Here is a 17,001-nt window from a genome sequence, read left to right as displayed (position 1 = left end):
CCTTGAGTAAAAAAACCCGCTTAGGCGGGTTTTTTATCGTCTGAAAATCGGGTCGACGTTCATCAAAAAGTGCTTGGCAGACCGACCATTATTCGGCAATGACGATGCTGCCATCAGCCTGCTGCCGATAAATGGTGTAGGGCAACAGCATGGTGTCGAGTGCGCCCGAAATAACTACGTCGATCAGCACAAAGGGCGTGGCATTGTTGTATTGATACTCATCGATGCCTGGGCCTGGAGGCGCATGCAGCCTGCAAAAGTCATACGTCACGCCGCTATAGATCCGTGGAACCGCACCGCAGTAGGTTTTCTGTTCCTTGAGATGTTTCACCGCAGCCTCGTCACTGCGCACTACCGTCTCGAACGTACCGCAGCCGGCAAGCATCAGCGCCGCCAGTAACATGACTTGAGTTTTCATACCGCCAATCCTTCGCCGGAAAAAGATCAATCTACGCCTTTGCGAACAAAACAGCACTCAAGCCATCGGCGGCAGCCGGCGCTTGACCGGGGTCTTCTTGACGATGGCGGTGTTGGTTTCGGCGTGGCTGTTGAGGCGATCGAGGAGGGTGTCCAATTGTTCCATCGAGCGCACATGCAGGCGGGCGATGAAACAGTCGTCGCCGGTGACTTTGTCGCACTCGGTGAATTCGGGGATGGCCTGAATCTGTCGCTCCACTTCCTGCAATTGACCCGGCAACGGGCGGATGCGGACGATGGCCTGGAGTTGGTAGCCAAAGCATTTGGGGTCGATCTCGACGGTGTAGCCCTTGAGCACGCCACGTTCTTCGAGGCGGCGCAGGCGCTCGGCGACGCTGGGCGAGGACAGGCCGCTGATCTGTGCCAGGGCCTTGAGCGAGCGGCGTGAGTCTTCCATCAGCGCGCTGATCAGCACTTGGTCGATGTCGTCGGTCATGGCGAATCCCCTGTTAGGCAATCGGCTGAATAAGCCTTGATAAAAAAGGCAGAAGCCGAGTTTAGCCTGCTTTTTGCGCTGGAGAAGCCCCTCGATGGATTGGCATACTTTGGGCTCAAACACAGGAGGTTGATGATGGACAAAACACTACGTCGCGGCTCATTCGAAATGACCGCCGCCATGCTGATTTCCGGGACCATTGGCTGGTTCGTGCTGGTGTCCGGGCAACCGGTGCTGGACGTGGTGTTCTGGCGCTGCGTGTTCGGTGCCGCCACCTTATTGCTGATCTGCGCGGCGTTCGGCTTTCTGCGCCCTGGTATTTTGACGTCCACCACCTTCTTGCTGGCGGTACTGAGCGGTGTGGCGATTGTCGGTAACTGGGTGCTGTTATTCGCGTCTTACTCCCGCGCCTCGATTGCCATTGGCACGGCGGTTTATAACGTCCAGCCGTTCATGCTGGTGGGGCTGGCCGCGCTGTTTCTGGGGGAGAAAATCACCCTGCAGAAACTGTTCTGGCTGGGCATTTCGTTTCTCGGAATGCTGGCGATTGTCAGCGCACATGGTGAGCAGGGCGAGGGCGGCAACGATTACCTGATGGGGATTGGTCTGGCGCTGGGGGCTGCCTTTCTGTACGCGATTGCCGCGCTGATCATCAAACGCCTGACTGGTACGCCACCGCATCTGATCGCGTTGATCCAGGTCTGCACCGGCATTTTGTTGCTCGCGCCCTTTGCGCATTTCTCGGCGATGCCGCAAGCGCCCAGTGCCTGGGCCAGCCTGGTGACCCTGGGGATCGTGCACACCGGTTTGATGTATGTGTTGCTCTACGGCGCGATTCAAAAACTGCCGACAGCGCTGACCGGCGCGCTGTCGTTCATCTACCCGATTGCGGCGATTTTCGTTGACTGGTTCGCCTTCGGCCATCGCCTGGAGCCGCTGCAATGGATCGGTGTTGCCGCGATTCTGTTGGCCGCCGCCGGGATGCAACAGGGTTGGGGCCTGAAGCTTCGGCGGGTGGCTACACAATAAACAACCTCTCAGATGTTCCAGCGCGCTGCGGTCTTCGCCAGGCGCTGGCGCATCTCGCCGATGTTCGCGTTCAATTGTCGGGTCAGCAATCGATAGCCATCCAGCGGACTGTAGACCGGCGCATCGAGCGTTGAGTCCGATGGCAATTCGGCTGGCCGGCTGAGCCGTTGCGAAGCGCCCGATTTCAATGCCCGGGCCATACCGATCAGTTGCACCCGAATCTGTCGGTGTTCAGCTTTCAATGCCAATTGCAGATGGGCCATTACCTCGGAGTCCTCGGCATTCGGCCGGCTATTGCCGAGAATTTCCAGGATGCTGACGCACATCCGCAGATTGCGCTGAATCGCATCGAGTTCGGTCATGGAAACTCGCACTTCCTTGGACACCGAGGGCATCAATGAGCGCAGTTGTATCATCACCGTGTTCAAGCGATTCATGAGTTTCAGGTGTTCGTCAGCGGTGACGGACTCACCCTTGATGATGCGGCCGTAGATTGCCGCGCAGTCGCGCAACGCATCGGCCAGGTTGTAGCGCCAGGAGTACACCGCATAGAGCGGCAGGGCGAAGGAGAAGGCCAGTGCCAAGGCGATGCCGATCAGAATATCAACCCCGCGCCACAGGCCATCGGTGACCGGGTTGTCTCCGTGCCCTGCGACGATAAATACGGTGATCGCCGACAGCAGCGCCGTATAACCGCCCTTGCCGATGGCGTGGTACGAGAAGAATCCGCATACCACCGACATCGCGAAATAGGTCAGCCACGGCATCCCGAGCCAGGCCTGTTGCGCCACCAGCAACAAGCCGACTCCGGCTCCGATCAAGGTGCCGATGGCCCGCTCGGCGGCTTTCTTGCCGATATTACCGTGGTGTTGCAAGCCACCGATCACCACCAGCATGGTCACCGATGCCCATTCACCGTGGGGCAGGTTGATACCGGTGGTCAGCAGGATCGTCGCCAGCAAGCCCAACGAAACCCGCACCGCATGGATCAGTTTGGCGTGGCGGTAGCGCCGGTACGGGTCCAGCAAGGGACGCAGTATCCGGCGCAACAGCGGTGGCAGTCGAAGGCCTCTGATGATGCTCAGGCTCGGTGTCCTCAGAAGATATAGTCGGTGGTCAGGAAGCTCGAGTTTCGTCCACTGATAATCTCGCTGAGAAGCTCTTTGCTGCTCTCCTGGAACTTGGTCGCCACCAGGGTCCGAATCGAAAACACTCGCAGTGCATCATGTACCGACAGCGTGCCTTCGGCGGAGTTCTTGCGACCGTTGAACGGATAGGTGTCAGGGCCGCGCTGGCACTGGGCGTTGAGGTTGATCCGGCCGACCTGGTTGGCGAAGGTGTCCACCAGTCTGCCGACCGCCACCGGGTTGGTGCCGAAAATGCTCAGTTGCTGGCCGAAGTCGGATTCCAGGACGTAATCGATCACGGTGTCCAGATGACGGTAGGGCACGATCGGTACGACCGGGCCGAACTGTTCTTCCTGATAGACGCGCATCTGCGGTGTCACCGGGTACAACACGGCCGGGTAGAAGAACGATGCGCGGGATTCACCGCCGTTGGGGTTGATCACGGCTGCACCTTTGCTGACCGCGTCCGCCACCAGCGTATGCAGGTAATCGACCTTGCCTGACTCCGGTAATGGCGTCAGGGCCACGCCACTGTCCCACGGCATGCCGGGTTTGAGGCTGGCGAGTTTGGCGTTGAATTTTTCGATGAATGCCTCGACCACATCTTCATGGACGAAGAGGATTTTCAGCGCGGTGCAGCGCTGGCCGTTGAACGACAGGGAACCGGTGACGGCTTCGCTGACAGCATTGTCCAGATCGACTTCTGGCAGAACGATGCCGGGGTTTTTCGCATCCAGGCCCAGCGCCGCGCGCAGGCGGTGAGGCCTTGGGTGGAGTTTTTTCAGGTCGCTGGCGGCCTTGTTGGTGCCGATGAACGCAAAGATATCGATCTTGCCGCTGGCCATCAGCGCACTGACGGTCTCGCGGCCGCTGCCGTAAATGACGTTGATCACCCCGGCCGGGAAGCTGTCGCGGAACGCTTCGAGCAGCGGGCGAATCAACAGCACGCCAAGCTTGGCCGGTTTGAACACCACGGTGTTGCCCATGATCAGCGCCGGAATCAGCGTGGTGAAGGTTTCGTTCAGCGGGTAATTGTAAGGTCCCATGCACAACGCCACGCCCAACGGAACGCGGCGGATCTGGCCGAGGGTGTCCTGTTCCAGTTCGAAGCGGCTGGAGCGGCGGTCGAGTTCCTTGAGGGCGTTGATGGTGTCGACGATGTAGTCGCAGGTGCGATCGAACTCTTTCTCCGAGTCCTTGAGGTTTTTGCCGATCTCCCACATCAGCAACTTGACCACCGCCTCGCGCTGTTCGCGCATGCGAGCCAGGAAGTTTTCGACGTGCTGGATACGCTCGGCCACGCGCATGGTCGGCCACAGGCCCTGGCCGCGGTCGTAGGCGCGGACGGCGGCGTGAAGCGCGGTCAGTGCAGTGTCGGCATCAAGCAACGGCGTGCTGCCCAGAATCACTTGTTCATCGCCATTCGCGCCGCTCAGGTACACCGGGCTGCGGACTTGAGCGAGGGGCCCGGACCAGGTTTTCAGTTCACCGTCGACCAGGTATTCGCGCTGTTCGGTCTGGCCATTGAGGCGGTACTTTTCCGGGACGTTGTCGGCGGTGGGAAACAGGTTGCCAAGGATTTGTGCTGTGGTCATGTCGCTACCCCGTCTGGATTCAGTAATGCACTGATGAATCGTTTTAGCAGACCTCGGACTCGCTTGTCATGGCTCATCTTATGATTTTTTGGCTTGGCGTTGTGGATCGGGAATCTGCGGCTCATCCCGGTCATGAAAGCTGCGATCTTTTGCCCTGAAAACACACAAGTAACGATCCCCCGGTTAAACTTCACGCTCTTTCTGAAGGAGTTCATATGAGTTATTACCAGCCGGGCATTCTCGCCACCCCTGTTCCGCCTCAAGCTCGTCATATGTTCTTCGCCCTCGAATCCGCCGAGGCACTGCCGGCTGCGCTGGATAACCTGATGCGCCTGGTGGACGGAAAGTCGGCGGTCGTCGGTTTCGGTGAATCCCTGGTCAAGGCGCTGCACGCGCAGATCGACGGGCTGCGCGCCTTTCCTGCGCTGGTCGGTGTCGGCGTCGACAACCCGTCGACCCAACACGCGCTCTGGTGCTGGCTGCACGGTGTTGACCGTGGCGAACTGCTCAATCGCAGTCATGCGATTGAAGCCGCGCTGGCACCGGCCCTGCGTCTGGTGCAGATGAACGAAACCTTCCGCCACATGACCGGCCACGACCTGACCGGTTACGAAGACGGCACCGAAAACCCTCACGACGAAGCCGCTGTGGCCGCCGCTTTGCTGAGCGAAGGCGCGGACGGTCTGGTCGGTGGCAGCTTCGCCGCGATCCAGCAGTGGCTGCATGACTTGAAAGGCTTTCATGCGATGCCGTCCCATGAGAAAGACAACATCATGGGTCGTCGCCTGAGCGACAACGAAGAACTCGACGACGCGCCGATCTCTGCCCATGTCAAACGCACCGCTCAGGAAAGCTTCACGCCCGAAGCCTTCGTGGTCCGCCGTTCGATGCCGTGGATCGAAGGCGATCGCGCCGGCCTGATGTTCCTGGCTTTCGGTTTTTCTCTCGATGCGTTCGAATCCCAGCTGCGGCGCATGAGCGGTCTGGAAGACGGCATCACCGATGGTTTGTATCGCATCAGCCGACCGATCACCGGCGGCTACTACTGGTGCCCACCGCTCAAGGACGGTCGCCTCGACCTGCGTGCATTGCGTATCGGTTAAACAGCGGGCCAGATCCTCAAGCGAACCTGAAAGAAAAAATCGCAGGCTTCGCCAGCCTTGTGTCAGGCGTTGCAGGACCAAGCCTGGCGAGTACGCGAAGAAGCCGCCACCACGCTGTGCAAGGTCGAACACGCCGATGCAGGTTTTGCGTTGGTCGAAGTCCGGGTTAACCCCACCCCTGTAGGAACGAGGCTTGCCCGCGAAGGCGGTGTGTCAGGTAAAGCGCTTTCGCGGGCAAGTCTCGCTCCTACAAAAACTGGCAAGCTGACTGGCGGTCCTTGTCAGGAAAAACCCGAAAGAGTACAAATGTACTCCATGACGACTTTAACTCCCCGCCGTACCGCCATCCTGACCTTTATCCGCGATCGAATCGCCGAACACGGTCAGCCCCCGAGCCTCGCTGAAATCAGCGAGGCCTTTGGCTTCGCCTCCCGCAGCGTGGCGCGCAAGCACGTGCTGGCGCTGACCGAGGCCGGTTTTATCGAGGTCAATCCGCATCAGGCGCGGGGCATCCGGCTGTTGAATCAACCGCCACGGCCCGAGCTGCTGGACGTTCCGGTACTTGGTCGAGTGGCGGCCGGTGCGCCGATCGGTGCCGATGCCGATGTCCACAGCCGTTTACTGCTTGATCCGTCGATCTTCTCGCGGGTGCCGGATTACATGCTGCGGGTCCAGGGCGATTCGATGATCGAGGACGGCATTCTCGACGGCGACCTGGTGGGCGTGCGGCGCAATCCCGAAGCGGTCAACGGCCAGATCGTCGTGGCGCGGCTCGACGGCGAAGTCACCATCAAGCGTTTCGAACGGGTCGGCGATTCTGTTCGCCTGTTGCCACGCAATCCGGCTTACAAGCCAATCATTGTTCGAGCCGATCAGGATCTGGCCATCGAAGGCGTGTTTTGCGGTCTGGTGAGGCAAGGGTGATGGGCGCTGTCGTTGCGTTGGATACGCTGTTCAATGGCGGCCAGGTCTGGAAGGGCCGGCCTGCGCCACCGGCCGTCAGCCCGCAACCCACGGGGCATGCGGCGCTGGATGCGGCGTTGCCCACTGGCGGTTGGCCGGAAGCGGCGCTGACTGAAATTCTGCTGGCCGGGCAGGGCGTAGGTGAGTTGCAACTGGTGTGGCCGGCGCTGGCGCGGCTGTCGGCGGCGGGGGAGCGCATTGTGCTGGTGGCGCCGCCTTACGTGCCGTATCCCCAGGCCTGGCAGAACGCCGGGGTTGATTTGCGGCAACTGTCGATTATCCAGGCCAGTGAGCGCGATGCGCTGTGGGCGGCGGAACAATGCCTGCGTTCGGGCAGTTGCGGGGCGGTGTTGTGCTGGCCGCACAAGGCCGACGATCGAGCGTTGCGACGTTTGCAGGTGGCAGCGGAAACGGGTCAGACCCTGGCGTTCGCCTATCGCTCGATCAGTGAAGCCATCAACCCGTCGCCAGCGGCCCTGCGCATCGCCATCGACGCCAAACCTGCGCAATTGCGGGTACTCAAGTGCCGGGGCGGGCTGGCCCGCTCGGCGCCGATTGCCTTTGCCGTCGGGCATTGAGGTTGCCATGCGCTGGGTTTGCATTCTCTTCCCGCAATTGGCGCTGGACGCGGTACTGCGTCAGCGCCCCGACCCCGATGAGCCGCTGGCACTGCTGACCGGTCCGGCCCAGCGTCGGGTGCTGCAAGCGGTCAACGGTTCGGCGCGGGCGCTGGGCTTGCGGCCCGGCCAGTCGATGACCGCCGCTCAGGCCTTGAGCAAAGGTTTTGTCACCGCCGAATACGACGCCGCGGAGATCGAACACTGGCAGCAGTTCCTGGCTGCCTGGGCCTATCGGTTCAGTTCCCAGGTCAGCGTGCATTACCCGCGAGCCGTGGTGTTTGAGATCGAATCCAGCCTGGGCTTGTTCGGGCCCTGGCCGCAGTTCGAGGCACGGTTGCGGGCGGAACTCGGCGAACTGGGGTTTCGTCACCGGATTGTCGCCGCGCCCAATCCGGTGGCGGCGCGGGTGCTGGCCAACGTTTATGACGGTCTGGTGGTGCCGGACAATGACGCTTTGCAGCACCACCTCGGGCAGTTGCCCGTCGACCGGATCGCTCTGGAGCCAAGCGTTGCCACGGCGTTATCGCGCATGGGGCTGCGCACCTTGAGTCAGGTGCAGGTGTTGCCACGACATAGCCTGGCCCGGCGCTTCGAAGCTCAGGTGCTCAAGCATCTGGACACCCTGTTCGGCGAGCGACGGCTGGCGCTGGCGTTTTACCTGCCGCCGGACCGTTTCGATGTGCGCATCGAGCTTAATTTCGATGTGCAATCCCATCAGGCGTTGCTGTTTCCGTTGCGCAGGCTGACCGGCGATCTGGCGGCGTTCCTCTGCGGGCGGGACAGCGGTGTGCAGCGTTTTGATTTGCACCTGGAGCACGCCGGGTTACCAGACACACTGATCAAGGTCGGCCTGCTCAGCGCCGAGCGCGATCCGGCGATGCTGTTCGAACTGGCCCGGGGGCGGCTGGAACAGGTTCAGGTCGAAGCGCCGGTGCGCGGTTTTCGTCTGCGCGCCGAAGAGCTACCGGCCTTTGTGCCCCAATACCAGGAACTGTTCGATGATCGTCCGCAGCAATCCTTGCCTTGGGAGCAACTGCGCGAACGCTTGCGCGCGCGATTGGGGGATGACGCGGTGCAGGGCTTGCGGTTCCAGGCCGATCACCGTCCGGAATGCGCGTGGCAGGCCAGTGTCGACAGCCAGGCCTGTGGGGTGCTGCCTGCCGTGCAACGCCCGGGCTGGCTACTGACTGAACCGCAGGCGGTACACGAAGGTTCGACGCGCATCCTCATGGGGCCGGAACGCATCGAGTCGGGCTGGTGGGACGGCGACGACGTACGCCGCGATTACTACCTGATCGAAACCCGCTTCGGTCAGCAGGGCTGGGCCTATCGGACGGTGGGTGAAGGCGGTCCGTTGTGGCTGCAAGGCTGGTTCGCATGAGTGTCGATTATGCCGAACTGCACTGCCTGTCGAACTTCAGTTTCCAGCGCGGTGCTTCCAGTGCGCTTGAGCTTTTTCAACGGGCGAAAAAACAGGGCTATCAGGCGTTGGCGATCACCGACGAATGCACCCTGGCGGGTATCGTTCGCGCCTGGCAGGCGGCCAAGGCCGTGGAATTGCCGCTGATCATCGGCAGTGAAATACGCATTGAAGACGGCCCGAAACTGGTGCTGCTGGTGGAAAACCTCGAGGGTTACCAAACCCTGTGCCGACTGATTACCCGGGCCAGACGCCGCACGCAGAAAGGCCAGTATCAGGTGCTGCGGGAGGATTTCGGCGAGCCGTTGCCGGGGTTGTTGGCGTTGTGGGTGCCGGACGCCGTCGATGACGTTGAGCAGGGCCACTGGCTGAAGCAGACTTTCGCCGAGCGCCTATGGCTGAGCGTTCAGTTGCACCGCGGGCAGGACGACACCCGGCGACTGGCGGCGCTGCTGACCCTGGCGCGGGAATTGCGGATCCCGGCGGTGGCCAGCGGCGATGTGCACATGCACGCCCGCGGCCGGCGTGCCTTGCAGGACACCATGACCGCGATCCGCCATCACCTATCGGTGGCCGAGGCCGGGTTGCGTCTGCACCCTAACGGCGAACGGCATTTGCGCAACCTCGACGCCTTGCGCGATCTCTATCCGCAGGCACTGCTCGACGAAACGCTGAGCATCGCCCGGCGCTGCACGTTCGACCTCGGTCAGTTGCGCTATCAATATCCCCGGGAGCTGGTGCCTGAAGGTCACACGGCCACGTCCTGGTTGCGGGAGTTGGCAGGAAAGGGTGTTCGGTGGCGCTGGGAAAAAGGCCCTAAAGCCGAGGTGTTGGCGCAGATCGACAAGGAGCTGGAGCTGATTGCCGAGTTGGGGTACGAAAGTTATTTCCTGACGGTTCACGACATTGTGAATTTCGCCCGCCAGCAACACATTCTCTGTCAGGGACGCGGTTCTGCCGCCAATTCGGCGGTGTGCTACGTGCTGGGCATCACGGAGATTGACCCGGAGCGGAGCACGTTGCTGTTCGAGCGTTTTCTCTCCAAAGAGCGCAACGAGCCGCCGGACATCGACGTGGATTTCGAGCACGAACGGCGTGAAGAAGTCCTGCAGTACGTATTCCAGCGTTATGGCCGGACCCGTGCGGCGCTGACGGCGGTGGTCAGCACTTACCACGGTGCCGGCGCAGTGCGCGATGTGGCCAAGGCACTGGGTTTGCCGCCGGATCAGGTCAACGCCCTGGCCGACTGTTGCGGTCACTGGAGTGATCAGGCGCCGCCCGTCGAGCGTCTGCGTGAAGGTGGTTTCGATCCCGATAGCCCGGTGTTGCGCCGGGTGCTGAGCCTGACGGGGCAGTTGATCGGTTTCCCTCGGCACCTGTCCCAGCACCCTGGCGGCTTTGTGATTTCCGAACAGCCCCTGGACAGCCTGGTGCCGGTGGAAAACGCCGCCATGGCCGAGCGCACCATCATCCAGTGGGACAAGGACGATCTGGACGCGGTCGGGTTGCTCAAGGTCGATATCCTCGCGCTGGGCATGCTCAGCGCGATTCGTCGTTGTTTCGATCTGCTGCGTCGGCACCGTGGCCGTGACCTGAGTCTGGCGACGGTGCCGGCCGAAGACCCGCAAACCTACGAAATGATTGGCCATGCGGACACCATCGGGGTGTTCCAGATCGAATCCCGGGCACAGATGTCGATGCTGCCCAGGCTCAAGCCCAAGAACTTCTACGATCTGGTGATCGAGGTGGCGATCGTTCGGCCGGGGCCGATCCAGGGTGGGATGGTGCATCCCTATCTGCGGCGGCGTAAGGGCGAAGAAGAGGTGATCTACCCGTCGAAAGAACTCGAAGCGGTGCTGGAGCGTACGTTGGGCGTGCCGCTGTTCCAGGAACAGGTGATGCAGATTGCGATTGTCGCCGCCGACTACAGCCCCGGCGAGGCCGATCAATTGCGCCGTTCCATGGCCGCTTGGAAACGCCACGGCGGACTGGAACCGCACAAGGAACGTCTGGCGGACGGAATGAAGAAAAACGGCTACACGGCGGAGTTCGCCGCGCAGATCTTCGAGCAGATCAAAGGCTTCGGCAATTACGGTTTTCCCGAATCCCACGCCGCCAGTTTCGCCTTGCTGACCTATGCCAGTTGCTGGTTGAAATGCCATGAGCCGGCGGCCTTCGCCTGTGCGCTGATCAACAGCTGGCCCATGGGTTTCTACAGCCCGGACCAGATTCTCCAGGACGCCCGCCGCCATCATTTGCAGATTCGCCCGGTGGACGTGCGAGCCAGTGATTGGGATTGCAGCCTGGAACCGATCACCGGTGCGCAGCCGGCCATTCGCATGGGGTTGCGGATGATCAAAGGCTTTCGTGAGGACGATGCCAGGCGCATTGAAGTCGCACGGTCGAAAGGGGCGTTTGCCGACATCGCCGACCTTGGCGAACGGGCGCGACTCGATGCCCGCGCCCAGGAGCAACTGGCCGATGCCGGTGCACTGCGCGGGCTGGCCGGTGACCGGCATCGGGCGCGCTGGGAGGTGGCGGGGGTGCAGAAGCAGCTCGGCTTGTTTGCCGGTCTGCCGAGCCAGGAAGAGCCGGCGGTGTCTCTGCCCAAACCCACCGTGGGCGAGGACCTGCAAGCTGATTACAACAGTGTCGGTACCACCCTCGGCCCGCATCCGCTGGCATTGCTGCGGAGTGAATTGAAAGCCCGGCGTTGCCGCAGTTCGAAAGAACTTATGGATGTCGAGCACGGCCGACCGGTCAGCGTCGCCGGGCTGGTCACCGGCCGGCAACGCCCGGGCACCGCCAGCGGCGTGACCTTCGTGACGCTTGAAGACGAGTTCGGCAACGTCAACGTGGTGGTCTGGCGCGACTTGGCCGACCGGCAACGACAGGTACTGGTCGGCTCGCAATTGCTCAAGGTCGATGGGCGCTGGGAAAAGGAAGGCGAGGTGCGGCATCTGATTGCTGGGCGCTTGAGCGACCTGAGTTCATTGCTCGACGGTATCCATGTGCGCAGCCGGGATTTCCGCTGAACCGGCGACATTCAGCTATACCTCTATGAAACCATTGGCGTCGGCGGTGCTCGAAACAAACGGGCACGCACCGTCTCCTCACGCCGTTGCACTGCCTGAAAACATGTCATTTACAGGACATAGGCCAGTCGATGCAGTTTCTAGACAATAGCCACGGATGTACCGGCTGGAGCGGCGAAATGGCCGGACGCATTCGCGCGTTCGACTGGAGCCTGACCGAGCTTGGGAGCATCGATACCTGGCCCGGGAGCCTGTGCAGCGCGGTGCAATTATTACTCGCCTCACCCCTGCCGATGGTGATGCTGTGGGGTCGACCCGGTTACATGATCTATAACGATGCCTACTCGAGGTTTGCCGGTGGGCGCCATCCTTACCTGTTGGGCTCCCCGGTGGAGCTGGGCTGGCCAGAGGTCGCCGAATTCAATCGGCATGTGATGGATATCTGCCTTGCGGGCGGTACCTTGTCCTATCACAACAAAACCTTGGTGCTGTTGCGTGATGGCGTACCCGAAGACGTCTGGATGGATCTTTACTACAGTCCCGTCGCCGACGATGACGGGCACCCCGCCGGGGTCATGGCGATGGTGGTCGATACCACTGACCATGTGATTTCCGAGCGCCGCCGCCAGGAAGCCGAAAGCGCCTATCGCGCCGACAACGAAAGAGTTCGCCTGGCTCTTAATGCCGGAGCTTTGCTCGGCTCATTCGTCTGGGACATCAAGGCTGATGTGCTGTCTGCCGACGAACGCTTCGCCCGCACGTTTTCCTATCCTCCCGACCAGGACCTGGCCAACCTGCCACCGCTCATCGCCGAAATGCAGATTCATCCCGACGACCGTAGCTGGGTTCAGGAGCGGTTCAATCAGTCGGTGGAAACCGGCATCCCCTATAACGCCGAATACCGGGTTCTGCGTCCCGATGGCAGTTACCTGTGGGTGCTGGCCAGCGGATGTTGCGAGTTCGATGAACAAGGCGAGGCGTTCCGCTTTCCCGGGGTGTTGATTGACATCCACGAACGCAAGATCGCCGAAGAATCGTTGCTCAAATTCACCCGCAACCTGGAGCAGCGAGTCGCCGACGAAGTCGAAGCGCGGCTGGCAGCCGAAGAGCAGTTGCGTCAGTCACAAAAACTCGAAGCCATCGGCGGTCTCACCGGCGGTGTGGCCCATGACTTCAACAACTTGTTGCAAGTTATCGCCGGCAACCTGCATTTGCTGGCGCGTCACGAGCCAGACAACGCCAATGTGCAACGTCGGGTCAGTGCGTCGATTGCCGCGGTGGAGCGCGGTGCCAAACTGTCGTCACAGTTGCTCGCATTCGCCCGCCGTCAGCCTTTGTCGCCGGCGGTCTGTAATCCACGGCAGATTTTCGAAGGGCTGGGGGAATTATTGCAGCGGGCGTTGGGGGAGACTATCCAGATCAAGGTGACGGCGCCTGACGATCCATGGCATCTGTACGTGGACCGCAATCAACTGGAAAACGCCATTCTCAATCTCGCGATCAACGCCCGAGACGCCATGAACGGCGAGGGGACCATTGCCCTGAGTGCCGAGAACATTGCCCTGGACCGCAAGTTTTGCGCAGGCAAGGGCATCGTCGCTGGCGACTATGTTTGCGTTGCGGTGGCTGATACGGGTGTCGGCATGCCGCCTCAAGTGCTCGCACAGGCCTTCGAACCGTTTTTCACCACCAAGGCCGATGGTCAGGGCACCGGCCTGGGTTTGAGCATGGTGTTCGGTTTCGTCAAACAGAGCGACGGGCATATCGAGATTTCCAGCGTCGTCGGACAGGGAACTCGGGTGCAGCTGTATTTCCCGCGCAGCTTGCGCCCGTTGCCCAGTGAATCAACTCGCCATGATCCGCAGCACCGGGGCGGGCACGAAACCATTCTGGTGGTCGAGGACAACGAAGCGGTGCGTGGCTCGGCGGTGGACTTGTTGCGTGAAGAGGGCTATCAGGTTCTGACCGCGGCCAACGGTGACCTGGCCATGCAGATGTTGCTCGATGGCGTGGCGGTGGACCTGATCTTCACCGACGTGGTCATGCCCGGTCTGATCAAAAGCTCCGACCTGGCCGCCTGGGCCAAGGTGCAGAATCCTCCGGTGGCGGTGCTGTTTACCTCCGGCCACACCCGGGACATTATTTCGCGCAATCACCAACTCAGTCCCGACACTTATCTACTGAGCAAACCTTATGGCCCTGAAGCGCTGTTGAACATGATTCGCAGCGTGTTGGGTGGTTGATTCTGGATTTTCATTGACCGCGTTCCCACAGAATTCCGCACCTTGTCTGACTGGCAATATCCGGTTTTATCGCATTTGCGACAGGACGACGAACGGACACCGCTGGTCTGATAGACGGTCGACAGAACACGGTAAGCAAGGCCATTCTGATAGCTGGTGAGCGCAATCGATCGCGTTTGCTACCGATTAACCAACGGAGGTGTTCCATGCCGGTGACTCATGATCTGTATCAGGATCTGAAGCTTTCGAAGGAAGAGATCCAGCAAAAACGCACCAAGGATCCGTTACTGGATTCACTGATCAACAAGTATTCTCAGGCGGACGCCGAGGTGGTAAAGGCTGAGACCGCCCAATCGGACGCGCTCAGCGATGACGAACTGAAGAAACTCAAGAAGAAGCGCGTGCTGGTCAAGAATAAGATCGTTGAACGACTCCAGACGCCGTCCTGACTTCTGTATCAAGCCACTGACGACCGGCGGCTGAAAAATTGGAACGGGGATAAATACCGGCACCTCGAACGATCAGAGCCCGACGTTACGGCTCCATGCGAGGTGCCCCATCCAAAACTCTCCAAAACGAACCTAAATCTAATGTGTGCGGGCTTGCTCGCGAATGAGGCCATGCCAGTCGACATCAATATTGAATGTCAGTCCGCCTTCGCGAGCAAGTCGGATCGCCGCACCGCCGCTCCCACAGTTTGATCGCTGTTACTACTGCAATGCCGTACTCAACGGCAATCGCGCCATGTGCCGCGCTTTCAGCGACCCCAGATACAACCAATCCCCATATTCGCGCACGGTGGTGATAGGTGAATAGTTGCCGCTGCTGGCGTCCTGCAGATTGGCAATCACTTTACCGTTGAGGTCCAGGCCGAGGGCGAAGGCGCGTTTCTCCACCGGTTTGGGCAGTACCGTCATCGCGCGCACGATCATTTTGCGCACCAGAGGGTAGGGCGCCGTGGCGTCGAGCAGTGCATTGCGCGGTGTATACAGCGCCACCCAGAAACGGTCGCGACCATTGAATGCCAGGTTGTCCGGCAGCCCTGGCAAATTGTCGATGAACAAATCGTGGGTTCCGGCTTTCGGCCCGGTCAGCCAATAGCGGCTGATGCGATAGGCGCCGGTTTCGTTGACCAGCACAAACGCATCGTCAGGCCCCAGGGTCACACCGTTGGCGAATTCCAGTTTGTCCAGCAGGACCACCGTCTTGCCGGTCTGGAAGTCATAGCGCAGCAATCGGCCGTCGCCGCCGTGCTCGATGATTGCCTCGCCATCGTTGCCGTAACCCCAACGGCTGGAAGCATCGCTGAAATAGGCGTAATGCCCGGGCTTGTCGATGGCCACGTCATCGGTAAAACCGAAGGGCACGTTGTTGGCCGTGGTGCTCAATGCAATCAACCGGCCCTGGGCATCGAGCGACAGCAAACCCTTGACCCCGTCGGCTATCACCAACAAACCATTGGGGTGCCGCGCCAGGCCCAATGGCCTGCCACCGGTATCGGCCAGCACCTTGGTGGTTTTGCCGTCGAGGCTGGTGCGAATCAACCGGCCGTCATGCAGACCGGTGATGAGGACGTCTTCCTCCAGCAGCAACGCCTCCGGGCCGTCGATGTCAGCGGCGCCGACTCGTTCCACGCCTTTGAGGCGCTGATTGTCTGTGTAGATGCCATCGATGAGGGAGGGCGCCGGTGACGGTGTCCAGGCGATCGGCTGGACTTTGGTGGGTAATAACAACAGGAAGCCGCCAATCAGCATGATCAACAGCAACAACAAATGCCGAAACTTGAGGGCGCTCACGCGGTGACTCCTGTCGAGGCCAGATGTTTTTGCGCCATCTCGCGTAACGCCAGCATCGATTGTGCCGATTCACGCTCGATGCGCCGCTTGAGCAACAATCGATTGGCGATGCGCATCACCACACCGCCGAAGCCATATTCCAGGGTGCGGATAAACCGCGTGCCGTCGCCCTCAGCCTTGCATTCGTAAGTCACCACCAACGACAGTCCATGATCGCCCTCGGCCCGAGCGCTCCAGCGGCGACCGGGTAAGTACTCGTCGACCTCCCAGCGCAAATGCCCCTCACGCCCGCCAGCCCGAATGTCTTCTTCGAACCGCGCCCCGGCATACAACGGACCGCTCTGGCCATCGACCTTGAGGGAGGACGGATGCCACTCCGGCCAACGTGTCGCCGTGCTGGCGTAGGCGAGCACGGCGAGCGGATTTCCAGCGATGTCGATCACGTGCTGCAGGCGGGTGGGCGTTCTCGTCAGGTGAGGAGGCGCTTGTTCAGGTTCCCAGTACAAGGTTCCGAACAGGTAATCCATCAATGGAAACACGATATTGAAATTGCGCTCCTGCATCAGCTCACGGCGATGGTGCAGTTCGTGCAGACGGCGCATCTGGCGAATCCACGGCAGACGTGTCAGCGGGTTGCCGGGCGGTAAATGTTCGCAGGCATGGAACACTTCATAAGTCAGGTAACCGAGGACCATGCAGCCGCCGAACAGCCCCGCGACGTTGCCGTTGATCTGAGCCGACAGCCACCAGGCGGGCGCGGTGATGACGAGGGTATGCAATACGATCAGCCAGGCCGGAAACAGAATCACCCGCCAGTCGCGCGCATTGTCGTAGGTCATGTGACCGGGGGTGAAGAAGCTGTGATGGTCACCGGCGTGACGGGCGTAGAACATTCGCGCCATGCGCTTTTTGTGGTGCCCCAGATGCCGATGCACGACGTAGACGCCGAAGTTGAAGAACAACAGGGTCAGCGGCACCGCCAGCCATTCCAGGGGGTGTACGTGATGCACGGTGCTCCAGAACGCGCCGACGGCCAGCAACCCGAACAGCAACACAAAGGCGCCATGCAGCCAGGGGTTGTAGAGCGGATGAATGTTGGCACGGTAGCGCGCGCGGAATGCTTCGGTGGTCTGCCTCACTGCGTTCACCTGTGGTTA

General features: G+C 60.8%; 14 protein-coding genes. 8 read left to right on the top strand and 6 right to left on the bottom strand.

Annotated elements, in window-relative coordinates; all coding sequences use genetic code 11:
• Nucleotides 1-88: 88 nt before the first annotated feature.
• Nucleotides 89-418 carry a YceK/YidQ family lipoprotein gene (locus tag ACZ3HH_RS00955; RefSeq protein WP_460145670.1) on the bottom strand — a complete coding sequence of 110 codons (330 nt, stop codon included), beginning with the start codon at nucleotides 416-418 and terminating at the stop codon, nucleotides 89-91.
• A 57-nt stretch (nucleotides 419-475) separates the two neighbouring features.
• Complete coding sequence (locus tag ACZ3HH_RS00950) at nucleotides 476-913, bottom strand: Lrp/AsnC family transcriptional regulator (protein ID WP_008006559.1); 438 nt, start codon at nucleotides 911-913, stop codon at nucleotides 476-478.
• Between the two features lie 135 nt (nucleotides 914-1,048).
• Between ACZ3HH_RS00950 and ACZ3HH_RS00945 the strand changes: the two genes are divergently transcribed.
• Complete coding sequence (locus ACZ3HH_RS00945) at nucleotides 1,049-1,942, top strand: DMT family transporter (RefSeq protein ID WP_465802237.1); 894 nt, start codon at nucleotides 1,049-1,051, stop codon at nucleotides 1,940-1,942.
• Nucleotides 1,943-1,950: 8 nt separating this feature from the next.
• On the opposite strand, the gene ACZ3HH_RS00940 is transcribed toward ACZ3HH_RS00945, so the two are convergent.
• The gene (locus tag ACZ3HH_RS00940; protein WP_465802235.1) at nucleotides 1,951-2,970 is read right to left on the bottom strand and encodes an FUSC family protein; all 1,020 of its coding nucleotides are present in this window, start codon (nucleotides 2,968-2,970) and stop codon (nucleotides 1,951-1,953) included.
• A 68-nt stretch (nucleotides 2,971-3,038) separates the two neighbouring features.
• Entirely contained in the window at nucleotides 3,039-4,664 is a 1,626-nt protein-coding gene (locus tag ACZ3HH_RS00935) for an NADP-dependent glyceraldehyde-3-phosphate dehydrogenase (protein WP_465802233.1), read from the bottom strand.
• A gap of 215 nt (nucleotides 4,665-4,879) precedes the next feature.
• On the opposite strand from ACZ3HH_RS00935, the gene ACZ3HH_RS00930 reads away from it, so the two are divergent.
• From ACZ3HH_RS00930 to ACZ3HH_RS00900, 7 genes are all read left to right on the top strand, one after another.
• Nucleotides 4,880-5,767, top strand: a complete 888-nt coding sequence (locus ACZ3HH_RS00930; protein ID WP_465802232.1) for a Dyp-type peroxidase — start codon at nucleotides 4,880-4,882, stop codon at nucleotides 5,765-5,767.
• A gap of 306 nt (nucleotides 5,768-6,073) precedes the next feature.
• Complete coding sequence (lexA, locus tag ACZ3HH_RS00925) at nucleotides 6,074-6,691, top strand: transcriptional repressor LexA (RefSeq protein WP_465802230.1); 618 nt, start codon at nucleotides 6,074-6,076, stop codon at nucleotides 6,689-6,691.
• Entirely contained in the window at nucleotides 6,691-7,308 is a 618-nt protein-coding gene (gene imuA, locus ACZ3HH_RS00920; RefSeq protein ID WP_123722357.1) for a translesion DNA synthesis-associated protein ImuA, read from the top strand. The genes lexA and imuA overlap by 1 nt, the downstream gene beginning before the upstream one ends.
• Nucleotides 7,309-7,315: 7 nt before the next feature.
• A complete protein-coding gene (locus ACZ3HH_RS00915; RefSeq protein ID WP_465802228.1) occupies nucleotides 7,316-8,731 on the top strand; it encodes a Y-family DNA polymerase in 1,416 nt (471 codons plus the stop codon).
• On the top strand, nucleotides 8,707-11,805 hold the full coding sequence (locus tag ACZ3HH_RS00910) for an error-prone DNA polymerase (RefSeq protein ID WP_465802226.1): 3,099 nt from the start codon (nucleotides 8,707-8,709) through the stop codon (nucleotides 11,803-11,805). Before ACZ3HH_RS00915 ends, ACZ3HH_RS00910 begins: the two co-directional genes overlap by 25 nt.
• Nucleotides 11,806-11,936: 131 nt before the next feature.
• Nucleotides 11,937-14,048, top strand: a complete 2,112-nt coding sequence (locus ACZ3HH_RS00905) for a hybrid sensor histidine kinase/response regulator (RefSeq protein WP_465802224.1) — start codon at nucleotides 11,937-11,939, stop codon at nucleotides 14,046-14,048.
• A gap of 206 nt (nucleotides 14,049-14,254) precedes the next feature.
• Nucleotides 14,255-14,497, top strand: coding sequence for a hypothetical protein (locus tag ACZ3HH_RS00900; RefSeq protein WP_465802222.1), 243 nt, complete (start codon nucleotides 14,255-14,257; stop codon nucleotides 14,495-14,497).
• Between the two features lie 261 nt (nucleotides 14,498-14,758).
• Here ACZ3HH_RS00900 and ACZ3HH_RS00895 read toward each other — a convergent pair whose 3' ends face one another.
• The gene (locus ACZ3HH_RS00895) at nucleotides 14,759-15,802 is read right to left on the bottom strand and encodes an SMP-30/gluconolactonase/LRE family protein (protein ID WP_465802722.1); all 1,044 of its coding nucleotides are present in this window, start codon (nucleotides 15,800-15,802) and stop codon (nucleotides 14,759-14,761) included.
• Between the two features lie 38 nt (nucleotides 15,803-15,840).
• A complete protein-coding gene (locus ACZ3HH_RS00890; RefSeq protein ID WP_465802220.1) occupies nucleotides 15,841-16,983 on the bottom strand; it encodes a sterol desaturase/SRPBCC family protein in 1,143 nt (380 codons plus the stop codon).
• Nucleotides 16,984-17,001 lie beyond the last annotated feature (18 nt).

The sequence above is a fragment of the Pseudomonas sp. PME37.24/025 genome (assembly GCF_055556615.1).
The sequence above is the reverse complement of the archived record's forward strand: the minus strand, read 5'-3'. Positions and strand labels throughout refer to the sequence as shown.

Bases quoted from the DNA above. Each gene is read 5' to 3' on its own strand.
- ACZ3HH_RS00955 (WP_460145670.1), bottom strand. From the start codon at position 418: ATGAAAACTCAAGTCATGTTACTGGCGGCGCTGATGCTTGCCGGCTGC.
- ACZ3HH_RS00950 (WP_008006559.1), bottom strand. From the start codon at position 913: ATGACCGACGACATCGACCAAGTGCTGATCAGCGCGCTGATGGAAGAC.
- ACZ3HH_RS00945 (WP_465802237.1), top strand. From the start codon at position 1,049: ATGGACAAAACACTACGTCGCGGCTCATTCGAAATGACCGCCGCCATG.
- ACZ3HH_RS00935 (WP_465802233.1), bottom strand. From the start codon at position 4,664: ATGACCACAGCACAAATCCTTGGCAACCTGTTTCCCACCGCCGACAAC.
- ACZ3HH_RS00930 (WP_465802232.1), top strand. From the start codon at position 4,880: ATGAGTTATTACCAGCCGGGCATTCTCGCCACCCCTGTTCCGCCTCAA.
- lexA (WP_465802230.1), top strand. From the start codon at position 6,074: ATGTACTCCATGACGACTTTAACTCCCCGCCGTACCGCCATCCTGACC.
- imuA (WP_123722357.1), top strand. From the start codon at position 6,691: ATGGGCGCTGTCGTTGCGTTGGATACGCTGTTCAATGGCGGCCAGGTC.
- ACZ3HH_RS00915 (WP_465802228.1), top strand. From the start codon at position 7,316: ATGCGCTGGGTTTGCATTCTCTTCCCGCAATTGGCGCTGGACGCGGTA.
- ACZ3HH_RS00905 (WP_465802224.1), top strand. From the start codon at position 11,937: ATGCAGTTTCTAGACAATAGCCACGGATGTACCGGCTGGAGCGGCGAA.
- ACZ3HH_RS00900 (WP_465802222.1), top strand. From the start codon at position 14,255: ATGCCGGTGACTCATGATCTGTATCAGGATCTGAAGCTTTCGAAGGAA.
- ACZ3HH_RS00895 (WP_465802722.1), bottom strand. From the start codon at position 15,802: ATGCTGATTGGCGGCTTCCTGTTGTTATTACCCACCAAAGTCCAGCCG.